This window comes from Agarivorans sp. D1326 (assembly GCF_056958115.1).
The window spans coordinates 256,150-272,554 of the sequence record NZ_JBTWEN010000006.1 but is presented as its reverse complement, the minus strand read 5'-3'; the positions used below and the strand labels follow the sequence as shown (position 1 = coordinate 272,554).

Here is a 16,405-nt window from a genome sequence, read left to right as displayed (position 1 = left end):
TGCTAATTTTATTATGTTAGGCACGCTAGGAAGTATTGGTTTAAACGATGAGCGATATCATCACTATTAAGAAGCGACTTGCGTTGGTGAGAAACGAAATTGACAGTTCCAACAAAAATCCTTCAAACCAAGATGCAAAGGTTAGAATGGAAAAAAAAGCAATCAGCCAGCTAATTTCTCGCCTGTCAAAAATTTGTTATGGTCTAGACGAACAGCTCGATCAAAAACTTGAACAACTTATCCAAGAAGTTGAAAGTAATGAAGACCTGTCGGCTATTTCTCAATACCAAAACGAATTAGATGGGCTGTTCAAGCAACACAGCGAAACACTAAAAACACTACTGGCGCACAATCAACGAATTATTAAAACGTCGGGCGAATCTCTTAAACGTATCAACGGTTTACCACCGCAATTACGTCGTAAACTAACCGATTTTTTAGAACAAGAGCCTGCTTATTCTCACAACGACAATCAGCAACGCCTTGAACAACTACTAAATTATTACTACCAAGCATTGATCAACAAACCAGCTCTTGGTGGTGCTCCCTTATCAAACGACTCAACATCTGCTGTAAAACCTAAAGAAAGCATCCTTAATAATCGCCTTCACAAGCGAATTTGCGATGACCTTCAACGACTAATTACCGAACTAGATTATACCGGTGATGTAGGAACCAAACTTGGCCAAGTTCGCTCAGACCTATTAGTAGGCATTGAGCCTGAAGAACTACCAAGTTTGTGCATAAAAGTTATTCAACTAGTCATTGAAGGTAGCCGTGAAGAGCGCAAAGCTTCCCAAGAGTTTTTATATTCTCTTAATGAGAGCTTAGGCGGTGTTCACGACCAATTTAATGACTCCTTGAGTCAATCGAAGTCTATTCATAAAGACCAAAAGCAAAGTGACGGCCTACTTAAGAATCGATTGTTAGAGTTAGGTGCCGAAGTTCGTTCAAGCAACGACCTAGATACCCTAAAAAGCTCTATTCAAAATCGCTTGATTCAAATTGCCGACGTGTTCAAAGAGAAAGAACAACTTGAGCAACGTACTAGCGAGTTGTTAGATGAACTAGGTAACGTAGAGCTAAAACTTCGTCTGGTTCGTGAAGAAACTCACGAGTACAAAAAACGCCTTAATGCTCACAAGCACAAATTGTTTATTGATAGCCTAACCCAAGTGTATAACCGCGCGGCTTTAGATGAACGACTAGAGCTTGAGTACAAACGCTGGAAGCGTTACGGCTACAACCTTGGCATGGCCGTTATTGATATTGACCACTTCAAATCAATTAACGACAAATTTGGCCATATGGCAGGAGACAAAGCACTTAAAGTGATTGCCCGTGCTTTGCAAAACAACCTAAGAGACACCGACTTCTTGGCACGTTTTGGCGGCGAAGAGTTTGTGCTACTTATGCCAAATATTTCACCCGACGCGGTAATGGTGCCACTGGACAACATCCGAGAGCAGATAAAAGCCTTGCCGTTTAGGTTTAAAGACCAACAAGTGTCTATCACGGTGTCTATTGGTGCGACCTTGTTTAAAGAAAGCGACAAACCGCTAGATGCTTTTGAACGAGCCGACCAAGCTCTGTATGAATCGAAGAGTAGTGGTCGTGACAAAGTTAACATAATCAGCTAGTTAGTTTAGCGTTGGGTTGAGAAACTCAACGCTAACTTGACGCCTCACGCTATACTCTAAGTTGCGATCCGCAAATTAACCGTGAGGTGTCGATGATTACCCATATAAACCCTGTGGGCAGTATGAACTTACTGTCAAAGCTCGAAGTAGATCAACTCACCTTAAGTGCCTCAGAAGATATTTATCTATTATACCGAAACTGCAGCTTGGCAGTGCTCAACTCCGGCAGTAAAACTGATAGCAGCCGTGAAATTCTAGAACGTTACAAAAACTTTGAGATAAATGTATTAAGCCGAGAGCGAGGAGTAAAGCTCGAACTCGCCAATGCCCCTGAAGATGCCTTTGTTGATGGCGAAATTATTCGCGGTATTCAAGAACACCTGTTTAGCGTACTTCGCGACATTTTATATGTTTCTAACGAAATTAAAGAGCAAGCCCACCTCGATCTCAATCAATCATCGCACATTACTAACCTAGTCTTTTCGATGCTGCGAAATGCCCGAGTTATTCACCCCAGAACCGAGCCAAATTTGGTAGTGTGCTGGGGCGGTCATTCAATTAATGATGTTGAATACCAATACACACGAGAAGTAGGCAGCCAACTGGGATTACGTGAGCTGAACATATGCACTGGTTGTGGCCCAGGCGCTATGGAAGGTCCAATGAAAGGAGCAGCAGTAGGCCATGCCAAACAGCGGGTAAACGAAGGTCGCTATATTGGCTTAACCGAACCCAGTATTATTGCGGCCGAGCCACCCAATCCAATTGTGAATGAACTGATCATTCTTCCCGATATCGAAAAGCGCTTAGAAGCCTTTGTTCGAATGGGACACGCTATCGTTATCTTCCCTGGTGGTGCCGGTACAGCTGAAGAATTGTTATATATTCTTGGCATTATGCTCCACCCCGAAAATGCCCGCCAGCCTTTGCCTATTGTACTTACCGGCCCAAAATCCAGCGAGGAGTACTTTAGAAGCATCGATGAATTTATTGGTGCAACATTAGGGCACGAAGCTCAACAACGTTATCAAATAATCATTGATGATTCGGCTCGAGCTGCACAAGTTATTAAACAGATGATGCCGAAAGTGAAAGACTACCGCCGCGCAATTGGTGACGCCTATTCATTTAACTGGAGCCTAAAAATTGATAGTGACTTTCAACACCCATTTGAGCCGCTACACGAGAATGTAGAGAAGCTTAATTTGCACTTCGACCAAGCACCGCAAGATCTAGCGGCTAACTTACGTAGAGCATTTTCTGCCATTGTAAGTGGCAATGTAAAAGATGAAGGCATCAAACAAATAGAAAAACACGGTCCTTTTATTATTGACGGTGACCCTAAAATAATGAAAATGTTAGATAAACTCTTAAAAGACTTTGTTTCTCAACACCGTATGAAGCTACCAGGAAGCAATTACGAGCCCTGCTACAGGGTTGGAAAAGCTAAATGACATTTGCCATAGGCGAATTCGAAATTGGCTAAGCAACTTGTCATCATCGACGCATTAAACCTCATTAGACGTATCTATGCTGTGCAGCAGCAAAGAACGCCTAATGGGGCTTTAGATAATGCCACCACCATGGCCTTAAGCAGCGCCTGTAAGCGCATTATTGCTAGCCTGAAACCTTCACACATTATTGCGGTATTCGATGGAGAACGCTGCGCTTGGCGTGAACAGCTTTTTCCCGATTACAAACAAAACCGTTCGCCCATGCCGGAGCAACTTGCCAAACAGTTAGAAAGCTTAAAAGACCATCTATTAGATCTCGGCATTGATTCAGTATCAGCTCCAGATGAAGAGGCCGACGATATCTGTGCCACTATTGCCAGCAAAGCAGCTGCGGCTAGTTACCCGGTAACCATAGTGTCTACTGACAGAGGCTACTACAGCCTGCTCAACAACGGGGTTAATCTGTACGATTATTTTCGCCGTGAATACATATCCATAGATGAAGTAGAAAACAAATTTGGCATTACCATCTCCCAACTTACCGACTACTGGGCCCTTGTTGGTATTAGCAGCGTTAATGTTGCCGGCGTTGCAGGAATAGGAGCTAAAAGCGCTAAAACCCTGTTAAACAACTATTCCAATGCACAAGCTATATTAGATGCCCCTACCCCCGACAAACTCGCCCAGAAAGTACAAAGCAATGCCGAACAGCTCAACTTAGCTAAGCAGCTATTAAGCCTGCGAACCGATTTACAACTAGGCTTTTCTCTCAAACAACTGCGCTATCAACAAGCGCACGGTAATTAACACCCTTGGCTCATTTGGTCACGGTCCTTTTAACTGCGTTTTTAATTTAACTCCTAAAAACTATCAAGCTACTTAACACCCGTTTTTGTGGGCTATAGTGTAAGAACAGTTTTTATTTATTACTGCTAATTCTCTTGTAAAAGTTAAAGGACTAACTCTATGAGCGCTAAGGCCAAAATCCTTTCAATAATGGGTTTACTCATTTCAGCCATCATCATTTTCATTTCTGTCATCGGTTTTTTAAATTTTAAGTCTGCATCAGAAGTTAATTACAGCAGCCAACTAAACAATCAGGCGTTTTTAATTTCTAAAGCCATTGAACAAAAAATGAATCGTTACTTCGATACGCTTAAGCTCAAAGCTTCTGAGCTACCTTTAAGTGCTAGCGGAAAAATTGATGAAAAGCCGCTAGTCGCTAGCCTGCACAAAATACAAGACGCCTTAGAAGTACTTAATGCTTATGTAGGTTTGGAAAATGGCGACACTTACGCTGCAAGTAATGACGGTATCATCCCTAACTTCAACGCAAAGCAACTAAATAGGGAGTGGTATCGAAGAGGCATGGCCAATGAGCCTAAGATCGTGACCACTCCTTATACAAGTAGTACCGGTGATGTTGTGATGGCGGTGGCAGTGCCAGTTATTCGAAATGGTAAGCCGGTAGCCATATTGTCGGTCAATCTCGCGCTTAATCAGATCACTAGCTTCATTGACGGTCTATCGGAAAATAACCAATTGTTTGTGAGCCGAGAAGACGGCTTTGTTATAGCCTCGAAGTACACAGACTACATCGGCAAAAACCTATTTGAATTACGTCCATCCTACCGTCAATACAACGATCAAGCTTCCAGCCAGCATGACTACGAATTTGATGGAAATGAGTACTCTGTTGTGTCAGCAAAAGTTGCTAACCTAAATTGGACGGTATGGGCGTGGGACAAGTGGGAAAATATTAATCGAGCATCCAATGAGAACCTTGTGCTTACCATCTCGATAGCAATCTTCCTGCTGCTGCTCGCATTAGCCGTGTGTTATTGGGTGGTAATGAAGCTTATGTATGGCCCTATTGGTGGAGAGCCCGCCACCATCGAAACCATAGTCCAAAATATTGCCAAAGGAGACCTACGTTACTCTTCCCAGCAATCTGGCCAGGAAACGGGCATTTACCAAGCGGTATTATCGATGGTGAATAGCCTAACCAACATTGTTACCGGAATAAACACTGCAACCGAACAGCTCAATCAATCCTCTTCACGCATTCATGAATCAGCAACGTCTGTAAATACCAGCTCAGAATCACAAATGATGCAACTAGAACAAACCTCTACTGCAATGAATCAAATGACCGTGACTGTTGACGAAGTTGCTCGCAACGCTCTGCAAGCATCTAGCGCAGCAACAGAAGCAAATGAGCAGTCAAGCCAAGGTATCAGCGTTGTCAATGAAATGAACAGTAACATAAGCTTATTAGTTTCGGGTATCGAAGAAGTACAGCAAGTAATTGGTAAACTTGAAATGGAAACGGAAGGCATTGGTCGGATTTTGGAAGTAATTAGAGGCATTGCTGAACAAACCAACTTGCTGGCGCTTAATGCTGCAATTGAAGCTGCTCGAGCAGGAGAACAAGGCCGAGGATTTGCGGTAGTGGCCGATGAAGTAAGAAACTTAGCCAATAGAACTCAAGACAGCACCAATGAAATTCAAGAAATGATCACTAATCTGCAAACTGAAGCTAAGAACTCCGTGTCTCTGATGGAGACAAATGCAAAAGATGCCCAACAAACTTCAGAAAAATCAGAGCTAGCCAATCAAGCGCTTAATGCTATTAGCGATTCAATTTCGGTAATCCACGATATGAACGCTCAAATAGCGACAGCAGCAGAGCAGCAAACCCTAGTAGCCGCAGAAATAAACAGCAGCATAGTAGGCATAAATGACTTAGCGAAAACCACTTTTGATAGCTCAGAAAACAATAGCAAAATGGTTGAAGAATTAAGCAATATTGCCACGCGTTTGAATAAATCAGTAGAAGTATTCAAGTTTTAACTAGGCTCAATAGCGGTAATAGATTTTTGTATTGTAATCAAGCTAATACCTTAGTATTAGCTATTTCCTTTTGAGTATTGCGTTAAAAAATTGTAAACTCTGTGTTGCCCGAACACCTCAAACTTCGGGCATTAACACGGAGTGTTACCTCCTCCCCCTTAAATAATAAAAATGCCTACGAATTAGGAAGAGATATGTCAACAAGACGAATCACCGTCATACCTGGAGATGGTATTGGCCCTAGTATTATCGAAAGTGCAATCGCGATTATGGATAAAGCGGGTTGTGGTTTCGAATATGATTTTGCCAACGCAGGTCTAGCAGCCCTAGAAAGCGATGGCAGCCTGTTGCCTGAAAAATCACTGCAACTTATCGAGCAAAATGGCATCGCCTTAAAAGGCCCGCTAACCACACCGGTTGGCACTGGCTTTACATCAATCAACGTGTCTATGCGTAAACACTTTGACCTTTACGCCAACTTGCGCCCTGTGCGCTCTTTTGTAGGTACAAAAGCGCGTTACGAAGACGTAGATATTATTACCGTTCGTGAAAACACCGAAGGCATGTACTCAGGTGTTGGCCAAAAACGTAGCGAAGACGGCACTAGCGCAGAAGCAATGAGTGTAATCACTCGAGACGGCGCAGAGCGTATTGTAAAGTTTGCCTACGAGCTTGCCCGCCGCGAAGGCCGAAAAAAAGTAACGGCAGTTCACAAAGCAAACATCATGAAATCAACTTCAGGCCTGTTCCTAGAAGTGGCTCGTGAAATCGCTAAACAATACCCAGATATCGAATCTGAAGAAATGATTGTTGACGCAGCATGTATGAACTTAGTGATGTACCCAGAGCGCTTCGACGTAATGGTTACCACTAACTTGTTTGGTGATATTTTGTCAGACTTGTGTGCTGGATTAGTGGGCGGCCTTGGTATGGCGCCAGGTGCTAATATTGGTGAACGAGCAGCAATTTTTGAAGCCGTGCACGGCAGCGCGCCAGATATCGCAGGCCAAGATATTGCAAACCCAACGTCCGTTATTCTAGCCAGTATTCAAATGCTTGAATATTTAGGTATGGAAGACAAAGCGGCCAATATTCTAAACGCAGTGAAAGACGTTATTGCCAGCGGTGACAGAACCACTCGCGATTTAGGTGGCACAGCCGGTACTAAAGAGTTTACACAAGCGATTCTAGATCGCCTATAAAGCTTATAGCAGCATAAATAAAAAAAAGGCAGCCTAGCTGCCTTTTTTAATGCTCAGTCTTGCTGCCCTAGTAAACACGCGCAAAAACGGTAATTTCTTCTCGGTCATGGTATAAGTGCTTGGCCCTTACTTCATGCTCAAAACCTAACTCACTCAAGCCCTCTTTAAGTAAATTAAGATCCTGATTCACCTCAGCAAAGCGTTGCTTCATTGGCAACTTCAAATTAAACATTGCATATTGGCACCAGCCATTTGCCAACCACTTCAACATTAAACGACTTACTTTAGCTGGACGCTCTACCATGTCGCAAACTAGCCAACTTACGTTGCTGCGCTCTGGCTGATATTTAAAGCCATCTTCTCGAAAGTGCTGCACTTGGCCAGTATCCATTAGCGATTGCGCCATAGGGCCATTATCAATAGCAGCCACAAACATGTTTCGCCTTACCAGTTGGTAAGTCCAACCACCCGGGCATGCACCCAAATCAACAGCATGTTGGCCATTTTGAATATACTGCTCTCGCTCTTCGTCATTTAGCAACACCATAAAGGCTTCATCTAGTTTAAGGGTTGAGCGACTTGGAGCCTCTGCAGGAAACTTAAGACGTAATATACCGTTATGCTGAGCATTACCGTTGCGGGTATCCGAGTAGCCTATCCAGCAATGGGTTCCACTTACAAAAAATAACTGCATGGCAGGCAGCTTAGGATTCGCTTTTTTAGTCAACCATTGATGCTTCACCAATGCATTTTCTAGGGGGCGGTTAAATTTTTTGCAAAAGCTAGATAAAGCTTTACCGTCATTAGTATCAGGATACTCTAAACGTAGGCAGCCACACTTCGGTAGCTTTTGCTCAATGGCAAGTATAGATGCGACGCGGTTTGCCTCATCGAGTTGTAATTCTGCAAGCGCTAAAAACCAATGCCTAGCAAACACTAAATGACGAAAATCTATCGCTTGATACAAGGCTTGTGAATGCTCAGCTTGATAACAGCTAAACTCCACAAAACCAGCGCCACTGCTCGCTTTGGCAAAACCAAAAAACTCTAGCTGCTCAGCATGATATTGGATCTCTGCAGCACAGTCGCTCTCAAAGCCAGTGCGACAATACAAAATTATACTACTCATTTACACTTCTCTTTGTTGGCAAAGCTAGGCTCAGCCAAGCAATAATCAAAATAAACCCACCAATTGGGGTTATTGGCCCAAACACCTTTGAGCCAAAAAAAGCCAAGCAGTATAAGCTACCGGCAAATAACCAACCACCCAAAATCCAAAGTAAAGCGGTTGTTCGGCGTTTATCTACCACTACCAAAGCAGCGACTAAATGAATGATTTGATAAAACACGCCGGTTTCAATCCACGATAATTGCGCCTCACCCAAAAAACGACTGAAGCCATGCGCAGCACCCGCGCCCATAATCACGGTAACAGCGCCACTTACAGCCAACAGCAGCCTTAAGGGCCAAGCCGTTTGATTCAACATATTCACTCCGCGTCTACCAAACCTTCATTCACAAACTCTTGCTGCTCTTGCTCAACCAAGGAAATCATCCACTCACGGAAGGCAACCAACTTACCTTGTTCTGCTTGGCTGGGTTTACACACCATGTAATAGGCGTTTTTACTCAGTAAAACTTGCTCAAAGGGGCACACTAAACGACCGGCTTCAATTTCAGGTTTAGCCAATACGCTATGACCGAGTGCCACACCCTGCCCATACACCGCGGCTTGTAGCACCATGGTTGAATGCGAAAATATAGGCCCATGATTCACGTTCATTTGTCGCAGCCCGACCAATTTAAACCACGCTTTCCAATCGTGGCGAGCGGTATCATGCAATAGGGTGTGATATTGCAAATCCTCGGGCTTAGTTAAAGCTTTATCACCCACTAACAAACTGGGGGCGCATACCGGAACCAAATACTCTGTGTGCAATTTGTCGGCTCGTAGGCCAGACCAATTACCTCTGCCGTAATAAATTGCAACGTCAACATCTTCCGTTAATGAACCTTCGTATAAATCAACCGCTTTAATACGAACATCAATATCGGGATGCATCTCACTAAATTGAGATAAACGTGGTACTAACCATTGGATGGCAAAACTGGGTTGTAAACTAACCGTTATCGTTCCTTTGGCGCCACGAGCCAACAAACGGTCGGTAGCCTCGGTTAACGAAATAAAAATATCTTTAATATCGAGAAAATAACCTTGGCCTTCTTCGGTTAGCAGTAAGGCTCTGTTTTTCCTTCTAAAAAGCTTTAAACCTAAGAACTCTTCTAAGGCTTTAATTTGGTGACTAACAGCGGCTTGAGTCACAAAAAGCTCTTCTGCTGCTCGGGTAAAACTAAGATGCCTTGCTGCCGCTTCAAAGGCTTTTAAGGCATTAAGTGGAGGCAAACGACGCGCCATTTTTACATCCCATTAACGGATAAGTTTTTCTAATCTATGGTCATTATAATTTATCTGTTGTTGTAGGACCAGTTGCAGATTACTATGCACCCGCAATCAGGCGAAGGGGTCTGACGCAGCACCTAAAATCAAGGTGTTATGTCAGGCCTCTTTGAGTAGTTACCGGATTTGTAATTACTTTGATTGCTATGTTGTGTTTGCATTTGTCAGCCCTTTTGCTGACTTCCCTGTTTCTTATTTTGACCCTGTCTGTCAAAAAGAATTTTGAGCCACTGCTTATGCGGTGGCTTTTTTTTACCTGAAATTCATAGAGATAGACCTATCAGCAAACACATCAGTGGTATTAATCAATAAAAACCGCATGGTTTTAGCATTAAAAAAATTAATCTTTGATGTTACGCACAAAAATCCAGGCTTTAATTAGCCTCATACAGATAGTTGCCTTTTATGTTGACGCTGATAAAACAACAAGCAAATCAAACCAAGCGTCAATATGGGTAAGGCGCTAACATTTACCACTCGCCACCCCAAACTTTGCTCTAACCAGCCAGCAGACAGCGCTGAAATAGCCACTAAAGAGAACACCACAAACTCATTAACAGCTTGAGCTTTAGCCTTCTCATTTAAGTAATAAGATTGAGTTAGCATTTGGGTCGCACCAATAAACATAAAGTTCCACCCTACTCCAAGCAAGGTTAATGCAACTGCAAAATGAATAAAGCTAGTGCCCATTAAATTAACAACAACACAAGCAAACATTAGCGCTAAACCAAGCAGCATGGTTGGGAAAAGCCCCATTTTCAATATTAGCCTTCCGGTAATAAACGAAGGCGCAAACATGCCTAATACATGCCATTCAATGACCGAAGCAGATTGAGCAAAGTGATAGCCATGGTGATGCATCGCTAAAGGCGTTGCAGTCATAAGGAGGTTCATTACAAAGTAACTAACAACGCCAGCCACCACGGCAACGATGTAATTGGCCGAACTAACTATTTCCCTTAGGGGTCGAGCATCAATTGTTGACTGGCTACTTGCTTCAGTATCATTGAAGCGAATCATCAGCAGCAGTATTAACGCGATAATATATAGAGCAAGTAAACCAACAAATGCGCCAATGAAAGGCTGATTAGGCCACCACGATTGACTATACACCGCTAGGCTTGGCCCAATCACCGCTGCGATCACCCCGCCAGCCATAATGGCTGAAATGGCTCGGGGTTGCTGCCCTTCGGAGCAAAGCTCTACCGCCGCAAAACGATACAACATGCCAAAACCAATGCCTATTCCTAATAAAAAGGTTGCGCAACTAAACAGCATAAATTGCTGGTGGTATAGCGCATAAGTAGCTAATAGTGCACCACTAATGCCAACCAAGTTACCAAGTACAAAACCTTTCTTGCGCCCGGTTATCCCCATGATAAGAGACGCAGGTATGGTGGCTAACATTAGCCCTAAAAATTGCATAGCAACAGGAAAGGTAACCCAAGCAGCGGAAGGAGCGAGCTGCTGGCCAATTAAGCCGGTGACTGCCACGAGCAAAATATTTCCGGTGGTTAATAAGGCCTGACAAATAGCCAGCATCCATACAAAAACATTCACGCCATGACTCTCCCTGTTATACCAATCGTACTAAGTAACTAATCATTCTAAATGGTTTAAAATACTCGATAACTGCGTTAGAATTTTTGATTGTAGAATAACTACTTATCGAAAAATCCTGCCTTATTCTCGAGGCTTTTCCCTGCGTTACTTCTGCTCACTTACTTAGTGTGATTGGTATTAAAACATCATCATAGAGCAGATCTTAAAAATAGAGAACGTGAATTAGTTGTTCAGCTTTAAATAGCAAGCAGGCACGTAGAGAAAGCCTTTGACTGAATGTGAGGCAAAAAAAAGCGCCATTACGGCGCTTTATTCAACGAATGGAAGTTTATTCCCACTCAATGGTCGCTGGTGGTTTACCAGAGATGTCGTAAACAACACGAGAAATACCATCAATCTCGTTGATTATACGGTTGCTCACATTACCTAAGAAATCATAAGGTAGGTGCGCCCAATGTGCAGTCATAAAGTCGATAGTTTCAACTGCGCGCAATGATACAACCCAGTCATACTTACGCGCATCGCCCATTACACCTACCGAGCGAACTGGCAAGAATACGGTGAAAGCTTGGCTTACTTTATGGTAAAGATCTGCTTTGTGTAATTCTTCAATGAAGATAGCGTCTGCACGGCGTAGTAAATCACAGTATTCTTTCTTCACTTCGCCCAATACGCGTACACCTAAACCAGGCCCAGGGAAGGGATGGCGGTATAACATATCGTAAGGTAGGCCTAGTTCTAAGCCAATTTTACGCACCTCATCTTTAAACAGTTCTTTAAGCGGCTCTACTAAGCCCATTTCCATATCATCAGGCAAGCCACCTACGTTATGGTGAGATTTAATCACATGCGCTTTGCCGGTTTTAGATGCCGCTGATTCGATAACGTCAGGGTAAATCGTGCCCTGCGCAAGCCATTTAGCATTTTTCAGCTTTTTAGCCTCTTCATCGAACACGTCAATGAACACATGGCCAATAATCTTACGCTTCTTCTCCGGGTCACTTTCGCCAGCCATTGCATCTAGAAAGCGGTTTTCAGCATTTACGTGAACGATGTTTAAACCAAAGTGGTTGCCAAACATATCCATCACTTGCTGGCCTTCATTCAAACGCAGCAAACCGTTATCTACAAATACACAGGTAAGTTTGTCACCGATTGCGCGTTGAACCAACATTGCCACAACCGAGGAGTCAACGCCGCCACTTAGACCAAGAATAACTTCGTCATCGCCCACTTGCTCTTTAATTTGAGCAATGGCGTTCTCGATGATTGATTCAGAAGTCCATAAAGCTTCACAAGCACAAATGTCTTTTACAAAGTGCTCTAGCATGCGCAAGCCTTGACGAGTATGAGTCACCTCAGGGTGGAACTGCACACCGTAGAAATGCTTATCTTGATTCATCATGGCAGCAAATTCACAGCTTGGAGTTTGCGCAACGGTGGTGAAACCTTCAGGAATGGCCGACACTTTATCGCCATGGCTCATCCAAACATCTAGCAAGGCATTGCCATTTGGTGCTACTGCATCTTCGATTGCTTTAAATAATGGAGATTGCGCAACCACTTCAACTTGAGCGTAACCAAACTCACGCTCGCCCTCGCCTTGAATAACCGCTCCACCTAGTTGCTCAGACATAGTTTGCATGCCGTAACAAATACCTAGAACAGGAACGCCAGCATTAAATACGTACTCAGGAGCCCTCGGAGAATCATTCTCCGTAACGCTTTCTGGGCCACCGGCCAAAATAATACCGTTCGGCGCAAACTCGCGGATATCGGCTTCTTCTACATCCCAGCCCCACAATTCACAATACACACCGATTTCGCGAATTCGACGCGCGATAAGTTGGGTATATTGCGATCCAAAATCTAAAATTAGAATACGATGTTCGTGGATATCTCTGCTCATAATCACTTACTTAAAATAGGCTGATAGAACTAAGCGCCTTTCGGCGCTTAGAGAAGAAAAACAAACTTATTAGGCTTAGCCCATACGATAGTTAGGGGCTTCTTTGGTAATGGTTACGTCATGTACGTGACTTTCACCCATACCTGCGCTAGTTACTCGCACAAACTCTGCTTTGGTATTTAACTCGTTAATTGTAGCGCAACCCGTTAAGCCCATGCACGAACGTAAGCCGCCCATTTGCTGGTGAATAATCGCTTTTACTGGGCCTTTGTAAGCTACGCGGCCTTCAATACCTTCTGGAACTAATTTGTCGGCAGCATTGTCTGTTTGGAAGTAACGATCTGACGAACCTTGAGACATTGCGCCAAGCGAGCCCATACCACGGTAAGACTTAAACGAACGGCCTTGATAAAGTTCAATTTCACCTGGTGCTTCTTCGGTACCAGCAAACATGCTACCAACCATTACACAAGATGCACCGGCAACTAAGGCTTTAGCAATATCGCCAGAGAAGCGAATACCGCCGTCTGCAATAACTGGAATATCACGACCTTTTAGCGCTTCAACAGCATCAGCTACTGCGGTAATCTGTGGTACACCTACACCTGTAACAATACGCGTAGTACAAATTGAACCAGGGCCAATACCTACTTTAACCGCACTTACACCTGCGTCAGCTAGGGCTAAAGCGCCTGCACCTGTTGCCACATTCCCACCAACAATTGGTAAGTCTGGGTATTTTTCGTGGGTGGCTTTAATGCGATCAAGAACGCCTTGAGAGTGACCGTGAGACGAGTCAATCAACAATACATCTACGCCAGCTTCAACTAAGGCATCAATACGCTCTTCGTTACCGGCACCAGCACCTACAGCAGCGCCAACACGCAAACGACCAAAGCTATCTTTACAAGCATTAGGTTTACGTTCCGCTTTTTTGAAATCTTTTACGGTAATCAAACCGGTCAGTTTGAAAGCCTCATCTACCACTAGCATTTTTTCAATGCGGTGTTCGTGCATCAGTTTTTCAACGACGTCACGCGATGTATCGGTAGTTGTCACCAAACGCTCTTTAGGTGTCATTACTTGAGAAACAGTTTTAGAAAAATCAGTTTCAAAACGTAAATCACGGCCAGTTACAATACCCACTAGGTCATTCGCTTCAGTTACAACAGGGAAGCCAGCAAAACCATGGATTTGACGCAACTCTGCAATTTGGCCCAACGTTAACTCAGGCGTTACAGTAATTGGCTCTAGAACGATACCGGCTTCAAACTTCTTCACTTTACGCACTTCAGCAGCTTGCTGCTCAATGCTCATGTTTTTGTGAATAAAACCAACACCGCCCTCTTGAGCTAGTGCAATGGCAAAATTAGCTTCGGTTACCGTATCCATGGCAGCAGACACCATTGGAATACTAAGCGGGATATCTTTGGTTAGACGTGTCGCCAAATTGGCAGTATTAGGAAGTACTTCTGAGTGAGCAGGAAGTAGTAGTACATCATCGAAGGTTAAGGCTTCTTTGGAAATTCTCAACATAGCAACATTCGCCTAAATCAGTTAATAAAGGGATAAAATATTGCGGTCGGATTATAGGTATAAAGCTGGCCAAGGTAAATTGAAAAATGTTATTTTCTTACATTATTTTCAATTTAGCTTCGAGTTGGCTAATGCAAAGCAATCAAATCGCCCAAAATATCCTCAGCGTAAGTCAATTAAACCAGCAAGTTAGGCGATTGCTAGAGAACTCTCTAGGCTCAGTTTGGTTGGCAGGTGAAATATCTAATTTTGCTACGCCATTTTCAGGGCACTGGTACTTCAGTTTAAAGGACGATGGTGCCCAAGTACGCTGTGCCATGTTTAAGGGCGCTAATCGCAAGGCTGTCTTCACACCAGAAAACGGCATGCAAGTATTAGTGAAAGCCAAAATCACCATGTATGAACCACGCGGTGATTACCAGCTTATTGCAGAAGCCATTCACCCTGCTGGAGACGGCGCACAGCAGCAAGCGTTTGAACAACTAAAAATGAAGTTGGCCAGCGAAGGCTTATTTGGCCAAGCTGAAAAGCAAACCTTACCCGAATACCCCAGTACCATTGGCGTGGTTAGCTCCGCCTCTGGGGCGGCTTTACAAGATATTTTATCAGTGCTTCAACGCCGCGCACCCGCTATTAAAGTGATCGTTTATCCTGCTGCCGTTCAGGGAGATGCCGCTGCAAGCCAACTTAGCAAGATGATTGAGCTTGCTAATCAGCGTGAAGAAGTAGATCTACTTATCGTTGGACGCGGCGGAGGCTCTAAAGAAGATTTATCCGCCTTTAATGACGAAGCCCTCGCTCGCTGCATATTTAATTCAAACATTCCGATTATATCTGCAGTAGGCCACGAAGTGGACGACAGCATTTGTGATTTAGTTGCCGACATTCGCGCCGCAACCCCCTCAGCTGCCGCAGAAATTGTTAGCCAACAAGCTAGCCACCTTGCGTTAAGCTTAAACAAACTAAGCCAACAGTTAGAACAAAGCTACTTACATATGCTTAGTCGGCAACAGATCCGCCTCAAGCAGCTTCATCACCAAGTAGAAACCCAATCTCCTATCCATTTATTAGAACAGCAACAGCAACGCTTTGACGAGCTTAGCCACCGTTTAAGCTTTGCCCATCAACAAAGCTTAAACCGCAGCAAGCAGCGCCATCTAGAAGCACACTCACGTTTAAAACACTCACTTATAGAACAAAAGCTAAGCCGTCATCAGCAACTGTTAGTTCAGCTTAAGCAGCGGCTAAACCTAGCTAGTGATAAGAACCTTCAACACCAGCAAGATGCCTTAGTCAATGCTTGTCGACAAATGGACAATTTGAGCCCGCTACGTGTATTAGAACGAGGTTTTAGCTTGGTGACTCAGCAACAGAAAATCGTTAAATCTGCTGCAGATTTAAGCGTTGGTGACCAAGTCAATATCAAGTTTGCTGATGGAAACCATAACGCAACAATTATTAAATAAGCTCTAGGGGCTGTTTATCTTTCGAGCTGTTTTTTGCTTTGTTAAGGCGTATTCACTTAGAGTGCTAGGCTACACACGCCTTGCCGCGCCTAAAACGGATTTTTTCGCGAACAAAACTCAACCACGAAAGGCTAACAGCCCCTAGCGTTTTAAACGCCAAGGTCACATCTAGTGAGTTAGTCATCAAAATTGATGGGATTTTAGTTAATTCTGACATAAGATTGACTGGACTAAACCGAATACCTAGTTGGTTCGCAGTTTAGCTAGAATGTCGACTAAACCCACAAAGAGGTAAAGCGAACATTCGGGTAACTAACTAGATAT

General features: G+C 43.7%; 12 protein-coding genes. 6 read left to right on the top strand and 6 right to left on the bottom strand.

The window, feature by feature from the left end; all coding sequences use genetic code 11:
• The first annotated feature begins 47 nt into the window (after window positions 1-47).
• From ACYFDN_RS13735 to ACYFDN_RS13715, 5 genes are all read left to right on the top strand, one after another.
• The gene (locus ACYFDN_RS13735) at window positions 48-1,640 is read left to right on the top strand and encodes a GGDEF domain-containing protein (protein ID WP_483511576.1); all 1,593 of its coding nucleotides are present in this window, start codon (window positions 48-50) and stop codon (window positions 1,638-1,640) included.
• A 92-nt stretch (window positions 1,641-1,732) separates the two neighbouring features.
• Complete coding sequence (gene ppnN, locus ACYFDN_RS13730; RefSeq protein WP_472590580.1) at window positions 1,733-3,094, top strand: nucleotide 5'-monophosphate nucleosidase PpnN; 1,362 nt, start codon at window positions 1,733-1,735, stop codon at window positions 3,092-3,094.
• Between the two features lie 24 nt (window positions 3,095-3,118).
• Window positions 3,119-3,901, top strand: a complete 783-nt coding sequence (xni, locus tag ACYFDN_RS13725) for a flap endonuclease Xni (RefSeq protein WP_483511575.1) — start codon at window positions 3,119-3,121, stop codon at window positions 3,899-3,901.
• Between the two features lie 159 nt (window positions 3,902-4,060).
• The gene (locus ACYFDN_RS13720; RefSeq protein WP_483511574.1) at window positions 4,061-5,947 is read left to right on the top strand and encodes a methyl-accepting chemotaxis protein; all 1,887 of its coding nucleotides are present in this window, start codon (window positions 4,061-4,063) and stop codon (window positions 5,945-5,947) included.
• A gap of 194 nt (window positions 5,948-6,141) precedes the next feature.
• A complete protein-coding gene (locus tag ACYFDN_RS13715; protein WP_016401209.1) occupies window positions 6,142-7,149 on the top strand; it encodes an isocitrate dehydrogenase in 1,008 nt (335 codons plus the stop codon).
• Between the two features lie 67 nt (window positions 7,150-7,216).
• On the opposite strand, the gene rlmM is transcribed toward ACYFDN_RS13715, so the two are convergent.
• The 6 genes from rlmM to guaB all read right to left on the bottom strand — a co-directional run bounded on the left by rlmM (window position 7,217) and on the right by guaB (window position 14,615).
• A complete protein-coding gene (gene rlmM / locus ACYFDN_RS13710) occupies window positions 7,217-8,278 on the bottom strand; it encodes a 23S rRNA (cytidine(2498)-2'-O)-methyltransferase RlmM (protein WP_483511573.1) in 1,062 nt (353 codons plus the stop codon).
• Window positions 8,271-8,636, bottom strand: a complete 366-nt coding sequence (locus tag ACYFDN_RS13705) for a DUF423 domain-containing protein (protein ID WP_483511572.1) — start codon at window positions 8,634-8,636, stop codon at window positions 8,271-8,273. Before ACYFDN_RS13705 ends, rlmM begins: the two co-directional genes overlap by 8 nt.
• Window positions 8,637-8,638: 2 nt before the next feature.
• Window positions 8,639-9,565, bottom strand: a complete 927-nt coding sequence (locus ACYFDN_RS13700) for a transcriptional regulator GcvA (RefSeq protein WP_016401212.1) — start codon at window positions 9,563-9,565, stop codon at window positions 8,639-8,641.
• A 426-nt stretch (window positions 9,566-9,991) separates the two neighbouring features.
• On the bottom strand, window positions 9,992-11,167 hold the full coding sequence (locus tag ACYFDN_RS13695) for an MFS transporter (protein WP_483511571.1): 1,176 nt from the start codon (window positions 11,165-11,167) through the stop codon (window positions 9,992-9,994).
• A 331-nt stretch (window positions 11,168-11,498) separates the two neighbouring features.
• Window positions 11,499-13,079 (bottom strand): glutamine-hydrolyzing GMP synthase, encoded by a 1,581-nt coding sequence (guaA, locus tag ACYFDN_RS13690; protein ID WP_152779295.1) that lies wholly within the window; start codon window positions 13,077-13,079, stop codon window positions 11,499-11,501.
• A gap of 75 nt (window positions 13,080-13,154) precedes the next feature.
• Complete coding sequence (guaB, locus tag ACYFDN_RS13685) at window positions 13,155-14,615, bottom strand: IMP dehydrogenase (protein ID WP_016401215.1); 1,461 nt, start codon at window positions 14,613-14,615, stop codon at window positions 13,155-13,157.
• Window positions 14,616-14,746: 131 nt separating this feature from the next.
• Between guaB and xseA the strand changes: the two genes are divergently transcribed.
• Complete coding sequence (xseA, locus tag ACYFDN_RS13680) at window positions 14,747-16,081, top strand: exodeoxyribonuclease VII large subunit (RefSeq protein WP_483511570.1); 1,335 nt, start codon at window positions 14,747-14,749, stop codon at window positions 16,079-16,081.
• Window positions 16,082-16,405 lie beyond the last annotated feature (324 nt).

Excerpts from the sequence above, each read along its gene's own strand:
- ACYFDN_RS13735 (WP_483511576.1), top strand. The coding sequence starts at position 48 with ATGAGCGATATCATCACTATTAAGAAGCGACTTGCGTTGGTGAGAAAC.
- ppnN (WP_472590580.1), top strand. The coding sequence starts at position 1,733 with ATGATTACCCATATAAACCCTGTGGGCAGTATGAACTTACTGTCAAAG.
- ACYFDN_RS13720 (WP_483511574.1), top strand. The coding sequence starts at position 4,061 with ATGAGCGCTAAGGCCAAAATCCTTTCAATAATGGGTTTACTCATTTCA.
- ACYFDN_RS13715 (WP_016401209.1), top strand. The coding sequence starts at position 6,142 with ATGTCAACAAGACGAATCACCGTCATACCTGGAGATGGTATTGGCCCT.
- rlmM (WP_483511573.1), bottom strand. The coding sequence starts at position 8,278 with ATGAGTAGTATAATTTTGTATTGTCGCACTGGCTTTGAGAGCGACTGT.
- ACYFDN_RS13705 (WP_483511572.1), bottom strand. The coding sequence starts at position 8,636 with ATGTTGAATCAAACGGCTTGGCCCTTAAGGCTGCTGTTGGCTGTAAGT.
- ACYFDN_RS13700 (WP_016401212.1), bottom strand. The coding sequence starts at position 9,565 with ATGGCGCGTCGTTTGCCTCCACTTAATGCCTTAAAAGCCTTTGAAGCG.
- guaA (WP_152779295.1), bottom strand. The coding sequence starts at position 13,079 with ATGAGCAGAGATATCCACGAACATCGTATTCTAATTTTAGATTTTGGA.
- guaB (WP_016401215.1), bottom strand. The coding sequence starts at position 14,615 with ATGTTGAGAATTTCCAAAGAAGCCTTAACCTTCGATGATGTACTACTA.
- xseA (WP_483511570.1), top strand. The coding sequence starts at position 14,747 with ATGCAAAGCAATCAAATCGCCCAAAATATCCTCAGCGTAAGTCAATTA.